General features: G+C 60.7%; 20 protein-coding genes and 1 riboswitch. Of the genes, 9 read left to right on the forward strand and 11 right to left on the reverse strand.

All coding sequences use genetic code 11. The features are described from left to right. A partial coding sequence (gene asd / locus ABYA88_RS09635) for an archaetidylserine decarboxylase (RefSeq protein ID WP_373186932.1) occupies positions 1 to 726 on the forward strand: 726 nt, incomplete at its 5' end. Positions 727 to 750: 24 nt separating this feature from the next. Here asd and epmA read toward each other — a convergent pair. Together epmA and efp are read right to left on the reverse strand one after the other, a co-directional pair. Continuing rightward, the gene (gene epmA / locus ABYA88_RS09640; protein WP_373186934.1) at positions 751 to 1,710 is read right to left on the reverse strand and encodes an elongation factor P--(R)-beta-lysine ligase; all 960 of its coding nucleotides are present in this window, start codon (positions 1,708 to 1,710) and stop codon (positions 751 to 753) included. 100 nt (positions 1,711 to 1,810) lie between these two features. Next, entirely contained in the window at positions 1,811 to 2,377 is a 567-nt protein-coding gene (gene efp, locus ABYA88_RS09645; protein ID WP_373186935.1) for an elongation factor P, read from the reverse strand. Positions 2,378 to 2,513: 136 nt separating this feature from the next. Between efp and epmB the strand changes: the two genes are divergently transcribed. From epmB to ABYA88_RS09660, 3 genes are all read left to right on the forward strand, one after another. After that, entirely contained in the window at positions 2,514 to 3,539 is a 1,026-nt protein-coding gene (gene epmB / locus ABYA88_RS09650) for an EF-P beta-lysylation protein EpmB (RefSeq protein ID WP_373186936.1), read from the forward strand. Positions 3,540 to 3,727: 188 nt separating this feature from the next. Then, the gene (locus ABYA88_RS09655) at positions 3,728 to 5,512 is read left to right on the forward strand and encodes a molecular chaperone (RefSeq protein WP_373186937.1); all 1,785 of its coding nucleotides are present in this window, start codon (positions 3,728 to 3,730) and stop codon (positions 5,510 to 5,512) included. A 53-nt stretch (positions 5,513 to 5,565) separates the two neighbouring features. Further along, a complete protein-coding gene (locus tag ABYA88_RS09660) occupies positions 5,566 to 7,635 on the forward strand; it encodes an EAL domain-containing protein (protein WP_373186938.1) in 2,070 nt (689 codons plus the stop codon). A gap of 8 nt (positions 7,636 to 7,643) precedes the next feature. On the opposite strand, the gene serB is transcribed toward ABYA88_RS09660, so the two are convergent. After that, on the reverse strand, positions 7,644 to 8,855 hold the full coding sequence (serB, locus tag ABYA88_RS09665; protein ID WP_373186939.1) for a phosphoserine phosphatase SerB: 1,212 nt from the start codon (positions 8,853 to 8,855) through the stop codon (positions 7,644 to 7,646). Between the two features lie 199 nt (positions 8,856 to 9,054). Here serB and ABYA88_RS09670 point away from each other — a divergent pair, with 199 nt between their 5' ends. Then, entirely contained in the window at positions 9,055 to 10,587 is a 1,533-nt protein-coding gene (locus ABYA88_RS09670; RefSeq protein ID WP_373186941.1) for a histidine kinase, read from the forward strand. Here the strand turns inward: ABYA88_RS09670 and parC are convergent. The 7 genes from parC to thiC form a co-directional block, all read right to left on the reverse strand. Next, a complete protein-coding gene (parC, locus tag ABYA88_RS09675; RefSeq protein WP_373186942.1) occupies positions 10,556 to 12,850 on the reverse strand; it encodes a DNA topoisomerase IV subunit A in 2,295 nt (764 codons plus the stop codon). The two genes, ABYA88_RS09670 and parC, sit on opposite strands and share 32 nt — an antisense overlap. 48 nt (positions 12,851 to 12,898) lie before the next feature. Then, the gene (locus tag ABYA88_RS09680) at positions 12,899 to 13,417 is read right to left on the reverse strand and encodes a TIGR02281 family clan AA aspartic protease (protein WP_373186943.1); all 519 of its coding nucleotides are present in this window, start codon (positions 13,415 to 13,417) and stop codon (positions 12,899 to 12,901) included. A gap of 47 nt (positions 13,418 to 13,464) precedes the next feature. Next, positions 13,465 to 15,360, reverse strand: coding sequence for a DNA topoisomerase IV subunit B (parE, locus tag ABYA88_RS09685; RefSeq protein ID WP_373186945.1), 1,896 nt, complete (start codon positions 15,358 to 15,360; stop codon positions 13,465 to 13,467). Positions 15,361 to 15,498: 138 nt separating this feature from the next. Beyond that, positions 15,499 to 16,311: a 3',5'-cyclic-AMP phosphodiesterase gene (gene cpdA / locus ABYA88_RS09690; RefSeq protein WP_373186946.1), complete on the reverse strand. Its 813-nt coding sequence runs from the start codon at positions 16,309 to 16,311 to the stop codon at positions 15,499 to 15,501. Between the two features lie 106 nt (positions 16,312 to 16,417). Further along, positions 16,418 to 16,873: a DUF1249 domain-containing protein gene (locus tag ABYA88_RS09695; RefSeq protein WP_373186947.1), complete on the reverse strand. Its 456-nt coding sequence runs from the start codon at positions 16,871 to 16,873 to the stop codon at positions 16,418 to 16,420. Further along, the gene (locus ABYA88_RS09700; RefSeq protein ID WP_373186948.1) at positions 16,870 to 17,487 is read right to left on the reverse strand and encodes an NUDIX domain-containing protein; all 618 of its coding nucleotides are present in this window, start codon (positions 17,485 to 17,487) and stop codon (positions 16,870 to 16,872) included. Before ABYA88_RS09700 ends, ABYA88_RS09695 begins: the two co-directional genes overlap by 4 nt. A gap of 72 nt (positions 17,488 to 17,559) precedes the next feature. Next, entirely contained in the window at positions 17,560 to 19,443 is a 1,884-nt protein-coding gene (gene thiC / locus ABYA88_RS09705) for a phosphomethylpyrimidine synthase ThiC (protein ID WP_373186950.1), read from the reverse strand. A 73-nt stretch (positions 19,444 to 19,516) separates the two neighbouring features. Continuing rightward, a riboswitch (TPP riboswitch) is annotated at positions 19,517 to 19,616 on the reverse strand. Positions 19,617 to 19,827: 211 nt separating this feature from the next. Between thiC and ABYA88_RS09710 the strand changes: the two genes are divergently transcribed. Further along, positions 19,828 to 21,297 carry a TolC family outer membrane protein gene (locus ABYA88_RS09710; protein WP_373186951.1) on the forward strand — a complete coding sequence of 490 codons (1,470 nt, stop codon included), beginning with the start codon at positions 19,828 to 19,830 and terminating at the stop codon, positions 21,295 to 21,297. A 24-nt stretch (positions 21,298 to 21,321) separates the two neighbouring features. On the opposite strand, the gene waaA is transcribed toward ABYA88_RS09710, so the two are convergent. Next, complete coding sequence (gene waaA, locus ABYA88_RS09715) at positions 21,322 to 22,617, reverse strand: lipid IV(A) 3-deoxy-D-manno-octulosonic acid transferase (protein WP_373186952.1); 1,296 nt, start codon at positions 22,615 to 22,617, stop codon at positions 21,322 to 21,324. 149 nt (positions 22,618 to 22,766) lie between these two features. Between waaA and ABYA88_RS09720 the strand changes: the two genes are divergently transcribed. The 3 genes from ABYA88_RS09720 to ABYA88_RS09730 all read left to right on the forward strand — a co-directional run. Continuing rightward, complete coding sequence (locus ABYA88_RS09720) at positions 22,767 to 23,942, forward strand: FAD-dependent oxidoreductase (protein WP_373186953.1); 1,176 nt, start codon at positions 22,767 to 22,769, stop codon at positions 23,940 to 23,942. Beyond that, the gene (locus tag ABYA88_RS09725; protein WP_373186954.1) at positions 23,939 to 24,736 is read left to right on the forward strand and encodes an aldo/keto reductase; all 798 of its coding nucleotides are present in this window, start codon (positions 23,939 to 23,941) and stop codon (positions 24,734 to 24,736) included. Before ABYA88_RS09720 ends, ABYA88_RS09725 begins: the two co-directional genes overlap by 4 nt. Before the next feature lie 11 nt (positions 24,737 to 24,747). Beyond that, on the forward strand, positions 24,748 to 25,531 hold a 784-nt coding region (locus ABYA88_RS09730), incomplete at its 3' end, for a metal ABC transporter ATPase (protein ID WP_373186955.1).

Genomic DNA, 25,531 nt, shown 5'->3' on the forward strand with positions numbered 1-25,531 from the left:
CGCTACCAGGTAGATATGTCGGAAGCGGTCCAGGAAGAGCCGACCGCCTACGCCTGTTTCAACGACTTCTTCACCCGGGCTCTGAAAGACGGCGCGCGACCGATTGACCCGGCAGCGGACAGCGTCCTGTGTCCTGCCGACGGCGCAATCAGCCAGCTGGGAGCTATCGAGCACGGTCGTATTTTCCAGGCAAAGGGGCAAAGTTTCAGCGCACTGGAACTGCTCGGCGGCGATCCCGGGCATGCGGCTCTGTTCCAGGGCGGTCAGTTTGCCACCGTGTATCTGTCCCCACGCGACTATCATCGGGTTCACATGCCATTGGGCGGTGTGTTGCGCGAGATGATTTATGTGCCGGGCAAACTGTTTTCGGTGAATCGTAATACCGCAGAAAACGTCCCCGAACTGTTCGCCCGCAACGAGCGGGTGGTCTGTCTGTTTGATACCGATGCCGGACCGATGGCAGTAGTGCTGGTCGGGGCAATGATTGTTGCATCGGTGGAAACCCCTTGGGCCGGCTTGGTCGCTCCGCCGAGGAGACAGCTGCGGGCCGAACAATATGGCCGGGCTGCACCCAAGCTTTCCCGTGGCGAGGAAATGGGACGATTCAAGCTCGGCTCTACCGCCATCGTGCTGTTCGGGCCCGGCCGCACCCGCTGGGACAACTCCCTGCAAGCCGGCGATGCAGTCCGCATGGGGCAGAACATGGGCCACACCGTCGGAGAATGATAGCTGGGTGCCAGCCCGATACCATCAAGCCCGGTCGAAACCGAACGCAATGACCTCCTCAATGCGTTCGGCGCCCAGTGCCAGCATCACCAGTCGATCAACCCCCAGCGCCACTCCGGCGCAGGACGGCAAGCCTGCGTGCAACGCGTCGACCAATAACTCGTCAACCGGCAGTACCGGCCGGCCCAGGCTCTGACGCTGTTGTTGATCTGCCTTGAAACGCCGGCTTTGCTCCTCGGGATCGGTCAGCTCGAAATACCCATTGGCCAGCTCCATCCCGCGGACAAACAGCTCGAAACGGGCGGCACTGGGCATAGTGTCGTCGCCATCGACAACCTGCGCCAGAGCTGCCTGCGACGCGGGAAATGCATAGACCAGGGTAGGTTCGAGCAGCTGCGGCTCCAGGCAGTGAGAAAACAGTAGCTCCAGCCAGCCATCACGGCTCAGCTCGCCTGCAAAGCCAGTGCGCGCACGCGCCACGCTGGCCAGCTGTTCATCAGAACTGTGATGGATATCCAGCCCCAGCACATCAGCAAACAGATGCGCATAGGTAATGCGCCGGGGCGGAGCGCAGTCAAGCACCGTGCAAACCAGCTCGCCGACCTCGTCCATCAGCCGATGATGATCAAAGCCCGGCCGATACCACTCCAGCATGCTGAACTCGGGATTGTGCCGACCGCCGCTTTCGCCATTGCGAAATACCTTGCATAGCTGCCATATGGCCCCGCTGTCCGCCGCAAGCAGCCGTTTCATCGGGTATTCAGGCGAAGTATGCAGGTAATGCCAGGTGGATTCGCCACCGCCATCCGAAATGAACGCCGTGGCGAAAGGAAAAAGGTGGGGGTCGCTCACTGCCGCAGACGAAAGCACCGGGGTATCAACCTCAAGCACCCCTTTGAGGGCGAAGAATGCGCGTATTTGCTCTATCACTGCCGCTCGACGACGCAACGCTTCGATCGAGGCCGATGGCTGCCATTGTTGCATGCGGATTCCTCCCTGCGGAAATGAAAAAACCGGAGCCAGGCCCCGGTTTGCGTCTTGCGCGTGCTGCCGCTGTTATCTAGCGCGGCTGGCCGGGCGAGACTCAGGCGCGACCGACGTAGTCACCACTGCGCGTGTCTACCTTGAGCACATCGCCAACGTTGATGAACAGCGGTACCTTGACCACTGCACCGGTCATCAGCTTGGCCGGCTTCGTTCCGCCGCCGGATGTATCGCCGCGCACGCCCGGATCGGTTTCGACCACTTCGAGCTCGACAAAGTTAGGCGCGGTAACCACAATCGGCGCACCGTTGTACAGGGTTACCTGATAGATCACCTGTTCCTTGAGCCAGTTGCTGGCATCACTGATGGCCTTCTCGTCCGCGGCAACCTGCTCGAATGAACCGTCGGTTGCCATGAAGTGCCAGAACTCGCCGTCGGCATAGAGATATTCCATCTCCCGGTCCATCACATCGGCGCCTTCCAGGCTGTCGCCTGACTTGAAGGTACGCTCGTTCACCCGGCCGGTTCTCAGGTTGCGGACCTTGACCCGGTTGAACGCCTGGCCTTTGCCCGGCTTGACGTATTCGTTCTCGAGAATCGCACAGGGATCGCCATCGAGCATCACCTTGAGACCCGGCTTGAATTCATTGGTAGAATAATTGGCCATACATTTCCCACTGACAGTTTGAACGGAACATCCGGTAACGCGCAGAGCAAAGCTCAAGCCAGCAAATCCGGACTGCGACCGACGTGATAACCCAGCGTCAGACGAATGCCCTGCCACCCATGCGCGGAAAACCGCAATGATACATGTATCTGCAACGCCTGTTGAGCCCGCAAGCTGGCAAAATCTGCTCGCCTCAAGCATCACCGATCCAGGCGAATTGCTGCGTCGTCTCGATCTTGACCCGTCGCTGATTGACGCCGCGAATGCCGCAAGCCGGGAATTCGCCCTGCGCGTACCCGAGCCTTATCTGGCGCGGATGACCCCCGGCGACCCCAACGACCCCTTGCTCAGGCAGGTTCTGCCGGTTGGCGAGGAGCTGCATGAGCAGCCCGGTTTCGTGCTCGACCCCCTCGGCGAGCAGCACGCCAACGCGCTGCCTGGCGTGATACACAAGTACCATGGCCGACTGCTGCTGATCGTCAGCGGCGGCTGCGCAATCAATTGCCGCTACTGTTTCCGCCGGCATTTTCCCTATGAAGAAAACAATCCGGGCACCGCGCAGTGGCGCGAAGCACTGGATTACATTCGCCGGGATCCAAGCATCCGGGAAGTCATTTTTAGCGGCGGTGACCCGCTGGCGGTCAATGATCGACGGCTCGCCTGGCTGACGCAGGAAGTGGCCTCAATCCCCCATGTCCGGCGCCTGCGAGTGCACAGCCGGCTGCCGGTAGTCATCCCGCAGCGGGTGACTTCCAGCCTGATCGACGCTCTTTGCAATACCCGATTGCCAGTGACGATGGTGCTGCATTGCAACCATGCCAACGAGATCGACCAGGAACTGGCGCAGGCGATCCAGCGAATGCGTTTGGCCGGAATGACCTTGCTGAACCAGGCAGTCCTGTTGCATGGTGTGAACCACAAGCTGGATCAATTGATAGACCTGAGCGAAGCACTGGGTGATCAGGGCGTAATACCCTATTATCTGCATGTACTTGATCAGGTTAGAGGCGCGCAACACTTCAACGTCGATGACGCCACAGCTCGACATCTGGTTGGCAGGATGCTTACTCGGCTGCCGGGCTTTCTAGTGCCCCGACTAGTACGCGAGGTCGCCGGAGCAGCGGCCAAGGTGCCATTTCACGTGGACCTGGTGTCAGAGTGAAGCCATGACTGCTCCAAAGGCCCGGCACACCAGCCGCAGCACCACTAAACGGGGTAAGCGAAGCTTCGCGCGAGCCCGAGTTTGCTGCTAGAGTATTGACGATGTCGTCTTCTTTTTTTCACATATTCGGAACCCGCACCACAAAAGGCGGGGATCAAACTGGAACGTTTGACAGGGACAACACCGTTATGGATACCACCGCCCAAAAAATGGACTTGCGCATACCGCAACAAAGCCTCAAGTCACTGAGCTTTGCCGAAAGTAGCGAGAAGGGCATTATCCACTGGATCGCCAACCTGCCCAAAGCCAATATCGGTGAAATGGCGAGACAGCTTTATCAGGGGCTGATCGAATTCAACCAGCTCGAGATCGCACCGGAAAAGCGGCTAGCGATTCTCGAACAACTGCGTCCCGAGGTTCACTACGTCTGCAGCGCTCTGTCCAGGTACTATCTCGGCCAGTCCATTGTGCTGGAAGACAAGCCGCGCAAGGTGGCCAACCTCTCCCAATCATTGCAGAACCATCTGGCCAACGGTTACAAGATCGTCGTCGCCCAGGAACGTCAGGTTCGCTCGCGTGATCACTCCGCATTAATCGGCCTGGCCATCCAGCGTGCGGTGCGCGGACTCTGTGGCCCGCTGCTGCGCGCGTTCCAGCTGTACTGTCCGGTAGCCGATGGTGTCTGGCTGGAACTGCATCAATTATATCAGCTCGCACGCAAGCGCAATCTGCACCTGCAACCGATCCAGGACAACGAAAGCCTCGAAGGCAAACCGCTGAGTGTCGAGCAGTGTTACCTGATAGCCTTGCTGATGGGCTCCGCCAGGCCCAATCAGATGCGCCAGAGCGCAATGGGAAAACTGTTTGTGGTTCTCGAAGACTGGTCCCGCCTGGCTTCTTTGGTGCCGCCGGATGATCCTGAGGCTCTTTTCATAATCAACCCCTCGATGGACTGCCAACCGCGTTACCGCTCGCTGATACGTGAGGAGGATTTGTCGGAAAGCATGGGGTTGAGCACTGACCGCCTGGTGGGTGCGATCAAGGAGTATATGCTCAACGGCGAGAGCCAGAGCGGCCTGCGCGTTCCGGACGGTCTTGGCGTAGAGATGCTACAGCATCTTAGCCAATCCTGGGGCGATCTGGCGGAGCGTACCTTCAACCGCGTACCTGGCCGCGGCACGCTGAAAATCAGCATCGGCATGAGCGCCACGCACTTTCGTATCGCACAGACACCGTTCGCCAAATTCATCAAGGCCGACGAGAACGATATCAACCCGTTCTCCGACTCCGCTCAGCGCGCCAAACAGGAAGGCTGGGATTCCGTGCTGGACAGCAACCAAGCTCTGGACTGGCACTCATCTGGTGTAGAGCAGATCAATTACAACAATCTTGAAGACAGTGCCGAAGATGAAGGTGAAGAGCATTACCCGATTCACGCCCTGCCGATCGTCAATCACAGTCCGGGCGGTTTTTGCCTGACCTGGCCCAAAGAGGTCCCCAAGCAATTGCAGGCCGGTGAGCTGCTGGGCGTGCAGGAAGAGAGCGATCAGGACTGGAGCCTGGCCGTGGTGCGCTGGATACGGCAGGTACGCGGTGGCGGTACCCAGATGGGCGTTGAACTGGTTGCGCCACACTGCACCCCCTGCGCGCTCAAGCTGATACGCAAGACCGAGCAGCCAAGTCAGTACCTGCGGGCACTGATTCTGCCCGAAGTAACTGCGATAGACCGACCAGCAACCATCATCACGCCGCGCATGCCATTCAGCATCAACAGCAAGGTGATGATCCTTCAGGGCAACCGCGAGTCGCGCGCGCACCTGACAGACCGGGTCGCCGCCAGCGGCAGCTTCAGTCAGTTCGAGTATCGTGTCATCGAGGAGCCCGTCGATGGCAAGCGCAAGCCTCAACCGAGCGGCTCGGCACTGACGGTGAGCACCGATGATGACTTTGACTCGCTCTGGAAGTCTCTGTAAATTCAGATCTCGAAAACACCGGGCCGCGTCGGCCCGACTCAGTCTGGAAGATCATGGGCACCGAAACTCACGCCATCAGATTACTGGTTCTGGATGACTCGCAGAACAACGCCGAGCGCCTGGTCAGCATCCTGCGAAATGCAGGCCATGCCACCCGCGCCCACCGGATCACGTCAGTAGAGGATCTGCAGGAGTCACTGCAGCAAACCTGGGATCTGTGTCTGGCTGCCACGCAAACCAGCTTCATGGGTGCCACAGATGCAAATGCGATGATCCTGCGTCAGTCGCGTGACATTCCCTTTGTGCTTCTCACTCCCGAGCTGACCGAAAGCACTCGCGCCGAAGCGCTTGCCCAGGGTATGCATGACGCCGTCGCCGACTCCTCGGATGCACTGCTTGCACTGGTAATCAAGCGCGAACTGGGCAGCCTCGCGGCAAGGCGCCAGCAGCGTATTGCCGAACAGACACTGCGCGAGACGGAAAAGCGTTGCCAGCTTCTTCTCGACAGCTCGGTGGATGCAATCGCCTATGTGCACGACGGCATGCACATCTATGCCAACCGCGCCTACATACGACTATTCGGCTACGAGGACGCAGACGACCTGGCTGCAGAGCCGATGGTGGGCCTGATCGCGTCCAAGGACAGAGATGCCTTCAAGAGCTTTCTAAGGCATCACAATGACCAGGGCGGTCAGAACGAATTGCGCTGCTGCGGCGTCGATGTCGACGGCAAGCAGATCCCCATGACTCTGGCCTTTTCACCTGCCAGTTATGATGGCGAGCCCTGCACGCAGGTAGTCATTCGCGTGGAAACCGCCAGCGCCGATTTCGAGCAGAAACTCAAGACACTGGCAAGTCAGGATCTGGTAACTGGCTTGTTCAACCGTGCCTATTTCCAGGAAGAGCTGGAAAAGGTCAGCGAAAAGGTGGTCCAGGGCGGCATGGCCAGCTCGCTGATCTATATGAGCGTCGACAATTTCAACGCTGTACAAACCGATATAGGCATAGGCGGCGCAGACTTGCTGCTGGCCGATCTCGCACAATTGCTGCGCAATGCGTTCCCCGAGTCAACGCTGATCTCGCGCTTCAGCGATGATGCCTTCAGTATTCTGCTCAATGGCAAGGAGCCGGAAGCGATTGTCAGCGCTCTGGACAACCTGCGGGGCAAGATCGAGGCAAACCTGTTCGAAGCCAGCGGCCGAACCATACAGATCACGGTCAGCATGGGTGTTTCCTCGATCAACGAAACCAGTCCCAAACCCGAGGAAGCGATTGACCGCGCCCACCGCCTCGCAGAGCAGGCAAATCAGGCCGGCGGCAACGCGATCAAGGTCTTCAATCCACTTGAAGAGCTGGCAAACCAGGCCAACCGAGGCAATATCATCGCGATGGTGACGCACGCCCTTGAAACCAATGGGTTCAAGCTGCTGTTCCAGCCCGTGATAAGTCTGCGCGGCGACAACCACGAACATTATGAAACCTACCTGAGGCTGCTCAACTCCCAGGGCGAGGAAGTACCTGCCGCCGAGTTCCTGCCGGCAATAAACGACGCGGGACTGGCGGCGCATATCGATCGCTGGGTCATAAGTCAGGCAGTTCGACTGCTTGCCGGACAGCGGGGCAAGGGAACCGACACCCGTCTGCTGATCAATCTCAGCAGCGCGAGCCTGCAGGACCTGCAACTGGCGCACTGGGTCTCGGGCCTGCTGCAGGAAAACCGACTGCCCTCCGACAGCATCATTTTCCAGTTCAACGATGCCGATGCCAATACCTACATGAAACAGGCCAAGGCCCTGACCGAATCCCTGAAAACGTTGCACTGCAAAGTATCGCTGAGTAATTTTGGCTGCGCATTGAACCCCTATGCCGCACTCAAGCACCTGCAGGTAGATTTCATCAAGATAGACGGCTCTTTTGCCCGAGAACTGTCCGACCCCGAGGCCGTCACCACACTGAAGGAAATGATCGGCACATTGCATGGCATGGGCATACTGACGATCGTGCCCTACGTGGACAGCGCCACGATGATGCCGACACTCTGGCAAGCCGGGGTCAACTACATCCAGGGGCACTACCTGCAGTCACCCACCGACAGCATGAACTACGACTTCTCCGCCGAGTAATCGGCGGCTCAGAAGCCCTCTCGATCACGAAACCCGAGCAGATACAGGATGCCATCCAGACCCAGGGTGGAGATGGCCTGCTTGGCCGACTGCTTGACCAGCGGCTTGGCGCGAAAAGCCACGCCTAATCCGGCAATCGACAGCATGGGCAGGTCGTTGGCGCCATCGCCTACTGCGATAGTCTGCTCCAGACTGATGCCTTCGCGCTCGGCCAGCTCGCGCAACAGATCTGCCTTGCGCTGCCCGTCGACAATCGGCTCCACCACACCGCCGGTCAGCACACCGTTTTCTACCGGCAATGCATTGGCATATACATAGTCGATCCCCAGCCGCTTTTGCAGCCCCTCGGCAAAATAGCTGAATCCGCCGGAAAGAATAGCGGTCTTGTAGCCCAGACGCCGTAACTGGCTGATCAGTGTCTCGGCGCCCTCGGTCAGGCGCAGCGAGGCCGCCACGTCCTCCAGCACAGTCTCCGGCAGCCCTTTGAGCAGCGCCATGCGCTCGCGAAAACTCGCCCTGAAGTCCAGCTCGCCGCGCATTGCCCGCTCGGTGATCTCGGACACCTGGGCACCCACGCCGGCAGCCTTGGCCAGCTCGTCAATAACCTCGGCATCGATCAACGTGGAATCCATGTCGAATACCACCAGCCGCCGGTTGCGCCGGAAAATACTGTCCTGCTGGAAAGCAATATCGACATTCAGTTGCTGGGCGATGGTCAGGAACTCGGCGCGCAGCTGCGAGGGGTCGCCAGGTTCGCCGCGGACCGAGAACTCGATGCAGCCCTTGCCCTGGTCCGCCGGCAAACCCTCGGGTATGCGGCCGGACAAGCGGTCGATATGGTCAATATTCAAACCGTATCGTGCGGTAATCTCGCTTACCAGGGCGATATGTTCGGCGGTCACCCGGCGAGCCAAAAGAGTGACTATATGCCGGGGCTTGCCCTGCCCGGTAACCCAGCGCCCATACTCTTCCGGACTGACCGGCGTGAAACGGACCTGTTGGTCCAGCTCGTAGCCACGAAACAGAACATCTTTGAGCACGTCCGCCATCACTTCGCCACCGGCCATCTCCACCAGGATGCCAAAGGACAGCGTGTCGTGAATGACTGCCTGGCCGATATCCAGAATATTGACCTCCGCCCGCGCCAGAATGCCGGTGATGGCGGCTGTCAGACCAGGCCGGTCCGGTCCGGTTATATTGATCAGCACGATTTCCTTCAAGATGCCCGCTCCCGTCTAGACTTGATGATGGCAGCCATTCTACCTGCAATTGGCTACCAGCTCACAGATGCAGCCTTTTGCCGCCTGAGCGGAATGGCTATACTTTGCGCAGCCAGTGAACAGGCGGCCGGCATCGCCGATGCTGTTCATGCTCGCGGCCCCCTTTTTGTTCATTTCTTCACCGATATAGAGTCATACCTTGAATCAGACACCCCCGGCTTCCGAAAATCTGTTTCTGCGCTGCTATGCCGCATGGCGCGCCCAGAGCATGAAACTGACCGGCAAGCTGCTATTGCTCGCCCTGCTTCCGCTGGTGGCTATCCTGCTGCTCCTTGGTGTCGCGAAATTCCAGCTGCATGCCGATGTGGCCGAACAGGCTGACGCCATCGGCGATGAACTCGCCAGACAGGTTGCCGCCTCGGTGGCAGAGCCACTGGCCGCCGATGACCAGCTGAGCCTTAACATCCAGCTGGCGCAATGGAATCGCAGTCCCCTTATAGGTCACGTCCGCCTGTTCACTGCCGAGAATCGCCTGATAGCCGAAGCCGGGAACGAACCCGCCCGCGGCAAGCTGGCCCCCGGCCAGGGGCAGTTCAATGCCGTTGTGCATTTCCAGGAAACGATGGTGGGTCAGGTCCAGTTGCACCTCGCTGCCCAGCCCCTCCTCGGCCCGTCCAACAGCCTGCTCTGGCGTCTTTTCTGGGGTGCGCTTATTCTCGCGTTGCTCGCCGGACTTGCGGCGTGGCGGCTTGGTAGCGACATGCGTCGTACCCTTGAGGCGCTGGGTCACTGGTATGGCGACTCCGGACAACCCGCCCCCGGCGCCTCGCGCCGCGACGAGCTCGGCGGTCTGTCGCGCAGCCTGGAAAAGCGTCGTATTGTAGACATGCCGCCTGAACCAGAGCCCGAGCCCGAGCCCGAAGAGCAGTCGAGAACTGCCGATCAGAGCTCCGCGGAATCGACTGAAGATGAGCCTCAGGGCACGACAGTCCGGCCTGCGTCGCTGCAACCGGCCACTACCGATGACAAGCCCGGTAAAGCGGCTGATTCTGCGGACGACATAGCTGCCGAAGAACAATCGCTGGAAGAAATCCAGCCCGTGGATGCAGCGGTCGCAGAGTCGCCATCCGAAGAAGTATTGCAGCCGGCCATCGCCCCGGCGGAAACCGCCGTACTGGCGGTCAGGCTGGGCAACCAGGAAGCCCTGCGGCGTCTTGCCCGGCCAAGACTTATGCTAGTGCTCGAGCGTTATCGGACGCAGCTGGAACGGGCCTGTGAACTGTATGATGGCCACTTGCATACCCTGCATGACGGCACCAGTGTGATTGCATTCCACGCCAGGGAGTGTCGACAGGACGAACTCACCCATGCACTGTGCTGTGGAGAGCTGCTGCGCGTATTGGGTCATGAGTTGCAGGTGGAGATTGCAGATACCGGCATAACCCTGCACCTGCAACTGGCAATAGGCCACTGCGCAGACCTGAGGCCGGTACCGGACGCGGAACTGGCCGCCCGCCCGGAATGCCAGTCAGTACTTGATGTGGTGCAGCACAGCCGGAACCTGCTGCTGCTTGATGCCGCCTTGGCCGACAGCGCAGCTCTGCGCGAACGCGGCGTGGTTCGCCGGCTGGCGAGCCAGCCGGGAATATACTGCATCGAGAGGCTGCATGGCCCTTATCAGGCCATGCTGGAGCAACAGCTCACGCATTTTTACCATCAGCGTCCGGACTGACACCGGCCTTGGATGACTCCACGCTGACCTGGTCCACTTTCTGGAAACCGCGGGGCAACTTGTTGCCCCGCCTACCGCGCTCGCCCCGGTAATGCTCCAGATCGCCCGGCCGCAGCGTCAGTGTGCGCTTGCCGGCAGTGAGTACCAGATTGGCCTCGCGGGGCAGTACCGCGATGTCGAGCACAAACTCCTCACGGGTCTTGACCCGTGCCGAGGGCACCGAGAGAATCTTGTTGCCCTTGCCCTTGGCCAGTCTCGGCAGATCGGCAAGCGGGAACACCAGCAAACGACCCTCGTTGGACACCGCCACCACCTGATCCTCCTTGTCGTTGGCTATTGGCACCGGGCTCATCACCTTGCCCCCTTCAGGCACCGACAGTAGCGCCTTGCCGTTCTTGTTCTTGGCCAGCATGTCCGCGCCTTGGGCAACGAAACCGTAGCCGGCATCGGATGCCAGCAGATACAGCGCCTGATCATCCGGCATCAGCACGCTCTCGAAATGGGCTCCCGGCACAGGGTTGAGTCTGCCGGTCAGCGGTTCGCCCTGCCCCCGGGCCGAGGGCAGGGTGTGCGCCAGCAAGGAATAACTACGGCCGGTCGAGTCGATAAACACCACCTGTTGATTGGAACGCCCACTGGCCTGGGCCAGAAAGGCGTCGCCGGCCTTGTAGGCCAGACTGGCGCCATCCACATCGTGGCCCTTGGCACAACGCACCCAGCCTTTCTCCGAGAGCACGACGGTCACCGGTTCCGAGGGAAGCAGTTCGGTTTCTGACAGGGCCTTTGCTTCACGCCGCTCGACCAGCGGCGACCGGCGATCATCGCCATAGGTCTCGCCGTCGGCAATCAGTTCGCCACGCACCAGGTTTTTCAACAGCTTGTCGCTGCCCAGCAGCGCCTGCAGCTTGTCGCGCTCTTCGGCCAGCGCGTCCTGCTCGCCGCGAATCTTCATTTCTTCCAGGCGAGCCAGCTGGCGCAGGCGGGTATCGAGAATGTAATCGGCCTGCAGCTCGCTCAGAGCAAAGCGTCTCATCAGTTCGGCGCGCGGATGCTCTTCGGTACGGATGATGTGTATCACCTCGTCCAGGTTGAGCATCGCGATCATCAGGCCTTCCAACAGGTGCAATCGCGCGAGCACCTTGTCCAAGCGAAATTGCAGTCGTCGCCGTACCGTGGATATGCGAAACCCCAGCCATTCGCTGATCAGCCCACGCAGGTCCTTGACCGCCGGGCGGCCGTCTGTACCAATCACGTTCATGTTGATGCGGTAGCTGTGTTCCAGTTCGGTGGTGGCAAACAGATGCTGCATCAACTCCTCGGCATCCACACGATTCGAGCGCGGCACGATAACGATCCGGGTCGGGTTCTCGTGATCGGATTCATCGCGCAGGTCGGCGACCATAGGCAGCTTCTTGGTCTGCATCTGCGCGGCGATCTGCTCCAGCACCTTGGATCCGGAGACCTGGTGGGGCAGCGCGGTTATGACGATGTCGCCGTCTTCGCGAGTCCAGACTGCACGCGCCTTGACCGAACCACGGCCGCTGGCATACATCTTCAGCAGATCGCTGCGTGGCGTGATGATCTCCGCTTCAGTAGGATAGTCCGGCCCCTGAATATGCTCCATCAGCTCATCGAGACCGGCTCCAGGGTCATCCAGCAACCGGACGCAGGCAGCTGCGACTTCGCGCAGATTATGCGGCGGCACATCCGTGGCCATGCCCACGGCAATTCCGGTGGTGCCATTGAGCAGCAGATTGGGCAGCCTGGCGGGCAGCACCATGGGCTCATCCATGGTGCCGTCGAAATTCGGTTGCCAGTCGACAGTGCCCTGCCCTACCTCGGTCAGCAGCACTTCGCTGTAGCGGGCCAGCCGTGCCTCGGTGTAACGCATCGCGGCAAAGGATTTCGGATCGTCCGGGGCGCCCCAGTTGCCCTGCCCGTCTACCAGCGTATAGCGATAGGAGAATGGCTGGGCCATCAGCACCATAGCTTCGTAACAGGCCGAGTCGCCGTGCGGATGATACTTGCCCAGCACGTCGCCGATGGTTCGCGCGGATTTCTTGTGCTTGGAAGTGGCGCTGAGCCCCAGCTCGCTCATGGCGTAGATAATGCGTCGCTGTACCGGCTTGAGCCCGTCACCGATATGCGGCAGCGCGCGATCCATGATCACGTACATGGAGTAGTTGAGATAGGCTTCTTCGGTGAAAGCGGACAATGCCCGACGCTCGACCCCATCCATACTCAGATCCAGACTGTCACTCATACATATCCTCTGTTTGGCATAGCTGCCGGACTAGTTCGCCGGCATGTGTCAGCGCTGCTGACGCAATATCAATTCCCCACCGCGCTGGGTAAAGTCCAGCTGGCGTAGCGCGCTCATTCCGAGCAGTATCTCCTCGCCGTCCATGCCGGGCACAATACCGGCATTGACGTCTTGCAGACGGATAGCACCCAACTGCAAGGTACCTATACGGGTAGTGAAGCTGTCCGCGGTGCCGTTCGCGGTACTGACCGCTATCCGTCTGCCGCGCTGCAGTCCGAGGCGGTCGGCGACATTCGCCGGAACAGCGACGAAGGTGGCACCGGTGTCGAGCAGAAACGTAACCTCCTGCCCGTTAATTTCGCCACCGACCAGATAGTGCCCCTGGGGATTGGATTCCAGCCGCACTTCAACACCGCGCTCGGTAGTTGCCGATTCAGGCTGCTGATTCGGATTGAGTCTCCGCTCCTCTACCCCCGAGAACCAAATGACGGCCAGACTCAGCCCGGCAACCCAGGCAAGAATCATCATGACCCTGCCCATGCGCTGCGTGGATCCGGACTCGCTCAACTACCTGATCCTCCGACCGCTGGCCAGGTTCGCAGCCAGAACACAGCTCACAGCAGCACTTCCGCCATGTCGCCCTTGCTCTCCAGCCACACCTTGCGATCGGGCGCCCGCTTTTTCGACAACAGCATGTCCATCAGCGCTTCGGTTCCCGGCATGTCATCGATCGTCAGTTGCACCAGACGCCGGGTATCGGGCGCCATGGTGGTTTCGCGCAGCTGCAGGGGGTTCATTTCGCCCAGACCCTTGAATCGTGTGACCTGAATCTTGCCGCGCTTACCTTCGGCCTCGATCCGGTCGAGGATGCCCTGCTTCTCGGCATCGTCCAGCGCATAGAACAGCTCCTTGCCGATATCGATCCGGTACAACGGCGGCATCGCTACGAACACGTGTCCGGCGGCTACCAAGGGCTGGAAATGCTTGACGAAAAGCGCACACAGAAGCGTTGCGATGTGCAGGCCATCGGAGTCGGCGTCGGCCAGAATACAGATCTTGCCGTAGCGTAGCTGCAGCAGATCCGGCGAGCCGGGGTCTACACCTATCGCCACCGCAATGTCGTGGACCTCCTGCGAGGCCAGCACCTCGCCGGATTCGACCTCCCAGGTATTGAGGATCTTGCCACGCAGCGGCATGACCGCCTGGAATTCCTTGTCCCGCGCCTGCTTGGCGCTGCCACCGGCCGAATCGCCCTCGACCAGAAACAGCTCAGAGCGCCGGCTGTCCTGTCCAGCACAATCGGCCAGCTTGCCGGGCAGTGCCGGCCCCTGGGTGATGCGCTTGCGCTCGATTTTCTTGCCCGCTTTCAGCCGTCGACCAGCGTGATTGATTGCCAGCTCGGCGATCTGCATACCGATGTCCGCATGCTGGTTGAGCCAGAGACTGAAGGCATCCTTGACCACACCGGAAACGAACGCCGCCGACTCGCGGGAGGATAGTCGCTCCTTGGTCTGACCGGAGAACTGGGCCTCGGCCATCTTCAACGACAGTACATAACTGACGCGCTCCCAGACATCCTCGGGCGCGAGCTTGACGCCGCGCGGCAGCAGATTGCGGAACTCGCAGAACTCGCGAATCGCTTCCAGGAGGCCCGCCCGCAGCCCGTTCACGTGGGTACCACCCTGGGCGGTGGGGATCAGGTTGACATAGCTCTCCTGGACCAGATCGCCGCCTTCGGGCAGCCAGAGCACCGCCCAGTCGACCGTTTCCTGGCGCGCCTTGAGGCTTCCGGTAAAGGGCTCATCCGGCAGTTTGGGCCATTCCGCGCAGGCATCCATCAGATAATCACGCAGCCCGTCTTCATAGAACCAGGTGTGCTGCTCGCCGGACTGACGGTCGTCGAACTCCACGGTCAAACCGGGGCAAAGGACGGCCTTGGCCTTGAGCAGGTGCTTCAGCCGGCTGATGCTGAATTTGGGCGAATCGAAATAATCCGCATTAGGCCAGAACTTTACCGTGGTGCCGGTATTGCGCTTGCCGACCGTGCCAATGACCTCAAGCTCGCTGACCTTTTCGCCGCTCTCGAAGGCCATCGCATATTCCTGGCCATCGCGTCGCACCCGCACATCGACGCGCAGGGACAAAGCGTTGACGACTGAAATACCGACGCCGTGCAGACCGCCGGAGAACATGTAGTTCTTGCTGGAAAATTTACCGCCCGCATGCAGGCGGGTGAAAATCAGCTCGACGCCGGAGACGCCCTCCTCGGCGTGCATGTCCACCGGCATGCCGCGCCCATCATCAGACACTTCCAGCGCATTATCGGCATGCAGAATGACTGACAAGCGCCGGGCATGGCCGGCCAGGGCCTCGTCGACACTGTTGTCGATGACTTCCTGGGCCAGGTGATTGGGCCGTGTGGTGTCGGTGTACATCCCCGGGCGGCGGCGCACAGGGTCCAGACCGCTGAGAACTTCAAGCGCATCGGCGTTATAGGTCGATTGAGACATAGGCTGCCTGGTTATCCTTGATTCTTCTGATGCGGGGGAGATTAACACTCACTGCAGGGTGCCGCGCAATTCACCAACACGGCCCCCAAACCGCATCGATGCCAGACTGGCGCACTGCCTGCTGCGGCCATTAGGACGTCAGTATCCTACTGCACCCGGATCAGGCAAAAAAAGACCGGATTGCAACCGCGACACCCTGGTTTCGATACCACCATCAGGCAGCAGCGTCAGGCTGCGGTATCCTGGCGGCCGAGTATCGGTGGCAAAGTCTGAACTGTGCCTGGCAAACTGCACGCAGGTGGACGGCGTTGCCAGCAGCCGAAGCCCGTCAAGCTGCTGATCCAGCTCCTGATGGATATGACCCCAGAGCACCACCTTTACACGCCGGTCGGCGCGCAGGCGCGGCAAAAGATCGTCCACATTGAGCAATCCCAGCGGATCCATCCAGTCGCAGCCGATAGGCACCGGGTGATGATGCAGACAGACCATCACGAAACGCTCTCCAGCGCCGTCCAGCGCCAGCTCCAGCAGCTCGAGCTGGCTGACCGACAGATGCCCTGCGACTGCGCCGGGAATACTTGAATCCAACATCACAATGCGCCAGTTGCCGGCGTCGATCCAGTCTTTGCTGAAGCCGGTATCCGCACCAATACGGGCCATCAACGTGGCGTCATCATGGTTGCCGGGGATCCAGTAACAGGGCGCCGGCAGCGGTTCAACGGCTGCGATGAACCGCCGGTAGGCGCGCTCGCTGCCGTCCTGGGCGATGTCACCAGTCGCCAGAACCAGATCCACCCGGGACACTTCCTCGAGGACCAAATCAACCACCGCGCCGAGGCTATCGGAGGTGTCCAGTCCGAGCAGGTCGGCATCCGGGTCTGCATAGAGATGGCTGTCCGTAAGTTGCACGATGCAGACGGCGTCTGATTCGGTTCCTTTCGGTGATGGCATGGATCACCTGCTCCTGGTCACTGTCCCGCGCCTATGATGGCAATTAGATGGCGCTGATTCCAGCGACTGGTTAACAAGCCGAGCCTTCGCACAGCTCGGCACGGCGTTAGCGATGAATGATAACAGGCTGTGCGCTGCGGCCATAATGCTGGCAATAACCGAGCCATTCGCCGAGAAACTGATTGAGCTGGTACTTCTCGTCGGGCTGCAACATCTGCTCGTTGGGGTAGGGATATACCCCGCGGAAACGCCGGCGATTATAGGCAGCCACCACTTCTGCCATTCCGGCATCATGGTACAGCCGCACTTCCATACTGGGCGGGGTAAGCCAGTCGTGGTCACGCTGATGGGTCAGGCGCAGAGTGGTGGTGTAGCGGCAGCGCTCCAGCACATGCAGGCACAGGCTTTGCGGTTGGCCATCCTCTGCTTCGACCAGCAGTTGCAGATAATCCTCCTCGGCCATGTCGGGCATCAGCCTGAGCAGCCGCCAGTAGTTTGCTTCGCAGACTGCCTGGAGACCGACCAGATCGACCTTGTAACGTGGTTTGCGCAGAACAGTCATGGCCGTGCCCCCGCCTCTTCGCGCAAGCGCGACGCATGTGTGCTCAACCACTGCAGCGCGATAATGCTGGCGGCATTGTCTATCTGACCGCTCTCCATTGCGGCAATCGCATCGCTGCGAGACCAGACGCTGACCCGAATGTCCTCGCCCTCAGAGTCCAGCCCATGGATACCTCCCGCGCCCCGGCTGTCGACCAGTGCACAGAACAGATGGACCTGCTCATCGCTGCCGCCGGGCGAAGGAAAATAGCGCATCACCGGTATCAGCTGCAGCAGGGTCAGATCAGCCTCTTCACGCGCTTCGCGGTGAGCAACGGCTTCCGGACTCTCGCCGTCATCAAACAGACCGGCCACCAGTTCGATAAGCCATGGCCGCTCGCTCTTGTCCAGCGCGCCAACACGCACCTGCTCGAGCAGCACCACGGTATCTTCCCAGGGATCATACGGCAGTACGCATACCGCATCGCGCCGCACAAATAGCTCGCGGCGCAGCTCAGGCCCCCAGCCACCGCGAAATAGACGGTGGCGCAGGGTGAGAATTTCCAGCCGATAGAAACCGCTGAAACCGGTCTCACGGCGAACAATGTCCACGTCGGCGCGGGTAAAAGTATCCAACCAGAAGCCCCCAAGGCGATCTATGCGTTTATGCCTCTAAGCTCGCATACCTCCCGGGGCTTCGGCAAGACTTCAGACCTTTTGATACAACTGCGAACCACTCGACCTGAACTCCTCTGACTTGGCCTTCATGCCCTCTTCCACCGCCAGGTCGACCGCTTCGATGCGCTGCCCCGCCGCGTATTCACGGACTTCCTGGGTGATTTTCATTGAGCAGAATTTGGGTCCGCACATGGAGCAGAAATGCGCGACCTTGGCCGAGTCCTTGGGCAGGGTCTCGTCGTGGTAACTGCGCGCAGTATCCGGATCCAGGCCCAGATTGAACTGGTCCTCCCAGCGGAATTCGAAACGCGCCTTGGACAGCGCATTGTCGCGTATCTGCGCGCCGGGATGCCCCTTGGCCAGATCGGCGGCGTGGGCTGCGATCTTGTAAGTAATGATGCCGGTTTTCACATCGTCGCGATTAGGCAGCCCCAAATGCTCCTTGGGCGTTACGTAGCAGAGCATTGCACAGCCGAACCAGCCGATCATCGCCGCGCCGATACCCGAAGTAATGTGGTCGTAACCCGGCGCAATATCCGTGGTCAGCGGCCCCAGAGTGTAAAAAGGCGCTTCATCACAGCACTCGAGCTGCTTGTCCATGTTCTCCTTGATCAATTGCATTGGCACGTGCCCCGGGCCCTCGATCATGACCTGCACATCATGCTTCCAGGCGATTTTCGTCAGCTCGCCCAGGGTCTCCAGCTCGCCGAACTGGGCCTCGTCGTTGGCATCGGCAATCGAGCCCGGACGCAGGCCATCACCCAGGGAGAAGGACACGTCGTAGGCCTTCATGATTTCGCAGATGTCTTCGAAATGGGTATAGAGGAAGCTTTCCTGGTGATGCGCCAGACACCATTTGGCCATGATCGAGCCACCGCGCGAGACGATCCCGGTGACCCGCTTCGCCGTCATCGGCACATAGCGCAGCAGAACACCGGCATGGATAGTGAAATAATCCACGCCCTGCTCGGCCTGCTCAATCAGCGTGTCGCGGAAGATCTCCCAGGTCAGGTCCTCGGCAACACCATCGACCTTCTCCAGCGCCTGATAGATCGGTACGGTGCCGATCGGTACCGGCGAGTTGCGGATGATCCACTCGCGGGTCTCGTGAATATTCTTTCCGGTGGACAGGTCCATTACAGTATCGGAACCCCAGCGGATGCCCCAGGTCATCTTCTCGACTTCCTCCTCGATCGAAGAGCCGAGCGCCGAGTTGCCGATATTGCCGTTGATCTTGACCAGGAAATTGCGCCCGATGATCATCGGCTCGAGTTCCGGGTGATTTATGTTGGCGGGGATGATTGCCCGCCCGCGCGCGACTTCCTCGCGGACGAATTCGGCGGTGATTTCCTTCGGAATCGACGCGCCAAAGCTGTGACCCGGATGCTGATTGGTCAGCAGGCCGGCATCACGGGCCTCCTGCAGCTTCATATTCTCGCGTATCGCTATGTATTCCATTTCCGGGGTGATAATGCCCTTGCGCGCATAATGCATCTGCGAGACGTTGCAGCCTGCTTTGGCCCGTCGCGGATGACGCACGTGCGCGAAACGCATGCTGTCCAGCGTTGTATCACCCAGGCGCTGCTTGCCGAATTCGGAGCTGAGCCCCGACAATATCTCGGTATCACTGCGCTCCTCGATCCAGGCGCTGCGCACATCAGCCAGGCCCTTGCGCAAATCGATATTGACCTGCGGATCGGTGTAGGGGCCAGAGGTGTCGTAGACTGTCACCGGCAAATTCTTCTCGCCGCCCAGTTCGGTCGGCGTATCGGCCAGGTTGATCTCACGCATCGGCACCCGGATGTCAGGGCGCGAGCCGGTGACATAAATCTTGCGCGATTGCGGAAATGGCTGGGATGCGGCGCCGTCGGCGCCCGAGGAGGGGATGGCGATATCGGACTGTCTGGTGCTCATTGGTGTGCTCCACTGCGTAATGGTTCGCAGGGAACCGAAACGGCAGGCAACACGGACCTGAAAAGGTCGGCGAGCAGGCTCGCATCTCGATTCCTACGCCGGTGTTAACCGGATCAGGTTCAACGGGTATTATCTCAGCCCCGGCAAAACCGGAGGCACCCCGTCAAGATGAGCTGAAAGCTTAGCATTGCTGACCTGATCCGGGCTATGGCTGCGGCACCCCCGGCCGTCCGATCAAAACTGCGCTGTCAGCGCCGAGACGCCCACATTACCCCGAAGCCTGTGAAACACTTTGTTCCGCTCCAGGTCCCAAGCATTGCTTGACCCCCAGCCGACATCTCCTTAGCCTTGGCTCATTATTTACCCCATGCGAAGGATCTCTGCATGCTGCGCCCTCTGTACGTTGCCATTATGTTGGCAGGTGTCTCTGGCCAGGTTGCCGCCCAGGCTGACCTGATGACCGTCTACCAGGAAGCCCTGCTTCACAGCGCCGATCTGGCCGCCGCCGAAGCAGACTCGCTCGCCCAGCAGGAAGCGCTGCCCCAGGCGCGCTCACTACTGCTCCCGAATATTGCACTCGGCGCCGGTGTGGCACGCGAGCGGCTGGAGGTCGAGGGACAGGGCAGCGATACCTACACTACCGATTATTACCAGGCGAGCCTGACCCAGCCACTGTTCCGTGCCGAGCGCTGGTTCAATTACCAGGCCGCCAAATCGGTGAGCGAACAGGCACGGGTCGAGTTTTCCGCGACCCAGCAGGCGCTGATCATCCAGGTAGCCGAAGCCTACTTCAACGTCCTGCGCGCCTCCGACAATCTGGCCACCGCGCGGGCCGAGGAAGAGGCGTTCGAGCGCCAGCTCGACCAGGCACGCGAGCGCTTCGAAGTAGGTCTCTCTGCACGAACCGATGTCCTTGAGGCCCTGGCCGGCTACGACACCGCCCGCGCAACCCGCCTGACTGCCGAGACCAACCTGACGGTCAGCTACCAGGCCCTTACCCGGCTAACGCTGAGCGACTATGACCGCCTCGCCGGTATTCGCCATGAAATGCCCATCATGCCGCCGCTACCAGCCAGCCTGCAGGAATGGGTCGATACCGCAGCGATGCAGAACCTCAGCCTGCAGGCAAGCCGGCTGGCTGTGGAGACAGCCGCTGACACCCTGCGCAGCAGCAAATCCGCCTACCTGCCGACGGTTGATGCGTTCGCCCGCTACAACCACAACAGCGGCGGAGCCGATCTGGGCGGCGGACTTAACCCAACCAACCGGGCCGGCGATACCGAGCAGGCCAGCGTCGGAATCGAAGTCAGCCTGCCGCTGTTCACTGGCGGTGCACGAACGTCCCAAGTGCGCGAATCGGGCTATCGCCTGACCCAGAGCGAGCGTCTGAGCGAGGCAAGGCTGCGTGAAGTGGTAGAGGCCACGCGCAATCTGTTCCGCACGGTGACCTCCAGCGTCGAGGAAGTGGAAGCGCGCCGGCAGGCTATCGTTTCCGCCCGGGCTGCGCGCGACGCGACCCAGACCGGCTACGAAGTGGGCACCCGCAACGTGGTCGACGTGCTGGAAGCCGAGCGCAACCTGTTCCGTGCAGTGCGTGACTACAACACCACACGCTATAACTACATCATCGATACCCTGCGCCTGAAACAGGCTGCCGGCACATTGAGCCCGCAGGACCTGATGGAGCTGTCGGAGTGGCTTGATCCGCAATACAATCCGGACGAGGACTTCATCCCGCCCTTCGATGAGGAAGAAGCCCAGAGCATGTCGATGCAGCGCCCGGCGGCAGAACGCAGCGGGCAGATAGATGAAGGAACCAATCCCGCCACCCAGGATATGCGCAGCACCTTCTGATCAGGCGGACGTGCTGACTGGTGGTCAACGGGTGGATTGAGCCCTGGCGCTCTCGCCGCCGCTGGCGATCGTCGTGTCGATCCCCGCCAGCAACCTCTCCAGCGCACCCTGGTTGTCCATCACCACCGACAGCCCCGCGGCTCCCGCCTGACGCGCCGCCGTGGGCTCGCTCAGCAGGTAGCAGACCCTGGCTGCGAGCTCGCCCTGGTCATGCACACGTTGAAGAGCCCCGGCACCCTCAAGCAGTTCGCTTATTTCCGTGAAGTTGAAGGAATGCGGTCCGGAGATGATCGGCAAACCCAGTGCTGCCGGTTCCAGATAGTTATGCCCCCCGTGCGGCACCAGCGAGCCTCCGACAAATGCTGCATCGGCGCAGGCATAGAACATCATCAACTCACCCATGCTGTCGCCCAGCAGTACCTGGTCGGCGCGCATCGGTGATTTGCCACTACTACGCCGCACGCCATTCAGGCCAGCGCCTTCGATCAGGCCGGCAACATCGTCGAAACGCTCGGGATGCCGCGGCACCAGAATAAGCAGCGCATCAGCATGCGACTCCAGTACCCGCCGGTGCGCAGCGAGAATCTGCTCGTCCTCGCCGGCATGTGTGCTGGCAGCAATCCAGACCGGCCGGGCGCCCCACTGACCACGCAGATCAGCCGCCTGCTCGAGCATCTGCTCGTCGGGTTTCAGGTCAAACTTGATGCTGCCGGTAATCGTCATTGCCGCGCGGGGCACCCCCAGACGAGCAAACCGCTGGGCCTCGGCCTCAGTCTGCACCGCGACCCAGTTCAGCGCTGCGAACATCGGACGCACCAACCAGGCCACGCGCCGGTAGCCGCGCGCGGAACGCTCGGAAAGCCTTGCATTGGCCAGCACCAGCGGCACGCCGGCAGCCTTGGCCTCATGTACCATATTCGGCCATAACTCGGTTTCCATGATCACACCGATGCGCGGTCGCAGGCGATGGATGAACCGACCCTGCAACCAGGGCAGATCGTAGGGAAGGTAGGCATGGCCGACCTTGTCGGCAAACAGCTTGCGTATCTGCTCCGAACCGGTGGGCGTCATGCAGGTAATGGTGACCGGAATATCCGGATAGCGGCGCAGCATTTCACGCACCATAGGTGCGGCAGCGATCGCTTCGCCAACTGACACCGCGTGCACCCAGATACCGCCGGGGCGCAGATCCCCGCCCAGCCCCAGACGCTCGTGCCAGCGCCGGGCATAGGCTGGCGCCTTGCGAGCGCGCAGCAGCAGTCGCAGTAGAACCAGTGGCATGCACAGGGTAAACACGAGGCTATAGAGGATACGCGTCATTGGAATTCCTTGATGAGCCTGGAGCGCGGGACTACTTTCCAGAGTGGAACTAATAGTAGCAGATGTGACCTCGGGCACCGCCAGTGTCTATACTAGGGCGCCTTACCTGCAAATGACGACGCACAACTGACGCGCAAGCGCTGGAGTCCATGAGTAAAACTCTCGAAACCGACATCTGTATTCTTGGCGGCGGGATCGCCGGCCTATGGCTCAACGCGCGCCTGCGGGGCCTTGGTTACAGCACCTTGCTGATCGAGCGCGGCGCGCTGGGCGGCGGCCAGAGCGGCAAATCCCAGGGCATCATCCATGGCGGCACCAAATACGCACTGCATGGCAAGCTGACCGCCGCCGCCGAATCCATAGCCGGCATGCCCAATCGCTGGCGCACCTGCCTGCAGGGCGAGGGCGAGCTGGACCTGCGTGGTGTACGCCTATTGTCCGAGCATCATTACCTCTGGTCGCCGGGCAGCCTGATCAGTAACCTCGCCGGATTCTTCGCTAGCAAGGCATTGCGCGGCAAGGTGGATGCAGTCAAGGGCAAGGACCTTCCCGCGGTGTTCGCCGACCCTGCCTTCAAGGGCAAGGTATATCGGCTGGCCGAACTGGTTATCGATGTGCCTGATACCGTGCGCCGCCTGAGCGAGCTCGCCGGCGACAGCCTGGTGGCCGACAGCGCCCCGCAGATCGAGCGCCGCGAAGACGGCAGCATCGACGCCGTGCGTATCAACGGTCAGCGGATCAGGGCGCAGCGCTATGTACTGACCGCCGGAGAAGGCAACGAAGCGCTGCTCCAGGACTGGGGTGTCAGCCAGCCCGCCATGCAGCGCCGGCCGCTGCAGATGGTGCTGGCCAAGGGCCCGGACCTGCCGCCGCTATATGCCCACTGCCTGGGCAGTAGCCCCAAGCCGCGGATGACAATTACCACCCATCCGTGCAGCGACGGCCAATGGTGCTGGTATCTGGGCGGAGAACTGGCCGAACAAGGCGTACAGCTCACTCCGGATGCGCTGGTCAGCAAGGCACAGCAGGAACTGGCAGTGCTGCTGCCTTGGGTCGATCTGTCCCAGTGCCAATGGACTACCCTGCCGGTAAATCGGGCAGAACCTGCGCAAAGCGGCCTGGTGCGGCCCGACACTGCCTATCTGCAGCCGGTTCAGAATGTACTGGTCAGCTGGCCCACCAAGCTCGCGCTTGCTCCGGATCTGAGTGACCAGGCAGTGAGCCAGCTGCAGCTGCAGGGCATACGCCCGAGCCTGACAGATGACTACACGGATCTGCCGCGCCCACAACTGGCGGCCCCGGCCTGGGACATCTGTTTCCGATGACCAGCCTGCAACCCTTTCTACGTCCTTTGGGGAGCACCGGCTTGTCGGTCTCCCCGCTGGGCCTGGGAACCGTCAAGTTCGGTCGCAACCAGGGCGTCAAATACCCCGACCGTTTCGAACTGCCGGATGATCGCCAGGCACGGGGCATTCTCGCCCTGGCATGGGATCTGGGCATCAACCTGCTGGATACCGCGCCGGCCTACGGCACCAGCGAAGAACGCCTGGGAGGCCTACTCGATGGCCAGCGCGAGCAGTGGATCATCTGCACCAAGGTAGGCGAGGAGTTCGAGCAGGGAGAATCCTGTTTCGATTTCAGCGCTGCACATACCCGCCTGTCGATCGAACGCTCGCTGCGCCGCCTGAAGACGGACTACCTTGACCTGGTGCTGGTGCATTCCGACGGCAATGACCTGGACGTGCTGGACGGAGAGGTTTACCCGACCCTCGGCAAACTGAAACAGGAAGGCCTGATTCGCGCCTTTGGCTTCTCGGGTAAAACCGTGGAAGGCGGTATCCGCGCATTGGATGCAGGTGATTGCGCAATGGTGACGTACAATCTGCGGGAACAGCAGGAACAGCCAGTGCTGGACCATGCCCTGTCACACCACAAGGGCATCCTGATCAAAAAGGCTCTGGCCAGCGGGCATATATGTCTGCAGGGCGAGGATCCCATGTTCGCCAGCCTGCAACTCATCTATAGCCATCCCGCGGTTGCCAGCGCCATCATCGGCACCATCAACCCGACCCACCTGCGCGAGAACGTCGCTACGGCGCTCAGGGTATTGCATCGATAAGAGGCAAGCGCATGTCACGCATCATAGCCCGCAAGGATCCGGGGGTGTTCAGGACCCAGGCCATTGAGGTCAAGGCCAGCTCCGAGGTGCTCTGCTATACGCCCATCGGCAATCCGCTGGGATTCACCCAGATCCAGGAGCTGCGTCAACCCGTTGAAGTAGCCGATCCGGATAATTTCGAGCTGATCGCGGCAAACCTGGGTGTTTCTGTGGACCTGAGCCTGACCTGGCAGGAACGGCAGTTTCGCGTGCTTATCCGCCAGAAGCGGGTGGACCAGGGAGACAGCGTGCTAAAGCTGATTTCCGGCTACGTACCCGCCCACGAGCTCCGCGTTCCGCTGTTGCCGGTCATGACCGAGCTGGCCGAAGAGCTATTGATCGAATGCAGTCATGGCTGGCTGCAGGGCAGCTATCTGGATACCTGGCTGCCGACGCCATACGCCCCGCTGCTGCCACGCTGCAAACGCTACTCCTACAAGCTGTCTCCAAAGCAATGCGGCACCCGACCAGTGTTGTGCCGCGAGCTGCATCTGGTTGAACGCCCCCGCGCCTACCTGCACCTGCCGACCAATTCCCTGCAGCTGGTGTATGCCATGCAACTGGAGCTACCGGAGAATTGTGCCGACATGACTATCCTGCACGCAGACGAGCGCCTGGATGCCGGTAGCGGGGAGCTTATCGTGGAAATGGATTACCAGAAGCCGGAAATCTTTCTCGCCGAAATGCGCGATGGTGAGGCCACTGGCGAGCTGTTCAGTCTGGTGCGGGGTGAGTTGCAACTGCGTCGGCCGAAGC

This window comes from Halopseudomonas sp. (assembly GCF_041579695.1).
Taxonomy (GTDB): Bacteria; Pseudomonadota; Gammaproteobacteria; order Pseudomonadales; family Pseudomonadaceae; genus Halopseudomonas.

Bases quoted from the DNA above. Each gene is read 5' to 3' on its own strand.
- ABYA88_RS09725 (WP_373186954.1), top strand. From the start codon at position 23,939: ATGACCAGCCTGCAACCCTTTCTACGTCCTTTGGGGAGCACCGGCTTG.
- parC (WP_373186942.1), bottom strand. From the start codon at position 12,850: ATGAGTGACAGTCTGGATCTGAGTATGGATGGGGTCGAGCGTCGGGCA.
- efp (WP_373186935.1), bottom strand. From the start codon at position 2,377: ATGGCCAATTATTCTACCAATGAATTCAAGCCGGGTCTCAAGGTGATG.
- ABYA88_RS09655 (WP_373186937.1), top strand. From the start codon at position 3,728: ATGGATACCACCGCCCAAAAAATGGACTTGCGCATACCGCAACAAAGC.
- epmA (WP_373186934.1), bottom strand. From the start codon at position 1,710: ATGCAACAATGGCAGCCATCGGCCTCGATCGAAGCGTTGCGTCGTCGA.
- thiC (WP_373186950.1), bottom strand. From the start codon at position 19,443: ATGAGCACCAGACAGTCCGATATCGCCATCCCCTCCTCGGGCGCCGAC.
- ABYA88_RS09660 (WP_373186938.1), top strand. From the start codon at position 5,566: ATGGGCACCGAAACTCACGCCATCAGATTACTGGTTCTGGATGACTCG.
- ABYA88_RS09710 (WP_373186951.1), top strand. From the start codon at position 19,828: ATGCTGCGCCCTCTGTACGTTGCCATTATGTTGGCAGGTGTCTCTGGC.
- ABYA88_RS09695 (WP_373186947.1), bottom strand. From the start codon at position 16,873: ATGACTGTTCTGCGCAAACCACGTTACAAGGTCGATCTGGTCGGTCTC.
- waaA (WP_373186952.1), bottom strand. From the start codon at position 22,617: ATGACGCGTATCCTCTATAGCCTCGTGTTTACCCTGTGCATGCCACTG.
- cpdA (WP_373186946.1), bottom strand. From the start codon at position 16,311: ATGCCATCACCGAAAGGAACCGAATCAGACGCCGTCTGCATCGTGCAA.
- ABYA88_RS09720 (WP_373186953.1), top strand. From the start codon at position 22,767: ATGAGTAAAACTCTCGAAACCGACATCTGTATTCTTGGCGGCGGGATC.
- epmB (WP_373186936.1), top strand. From the start codon at position 2,514: ATGATACATGTATCTGCAACGCCTGTTGAGCCCGCAAGCTGGCAAAAT.
- parE (WP_373186945.1), bottom strand. From the start codon at position 15,360: ATGTCTCAATCGACCTATAACGCCGATGCGCTTGAAGTTCTCAGCGGT.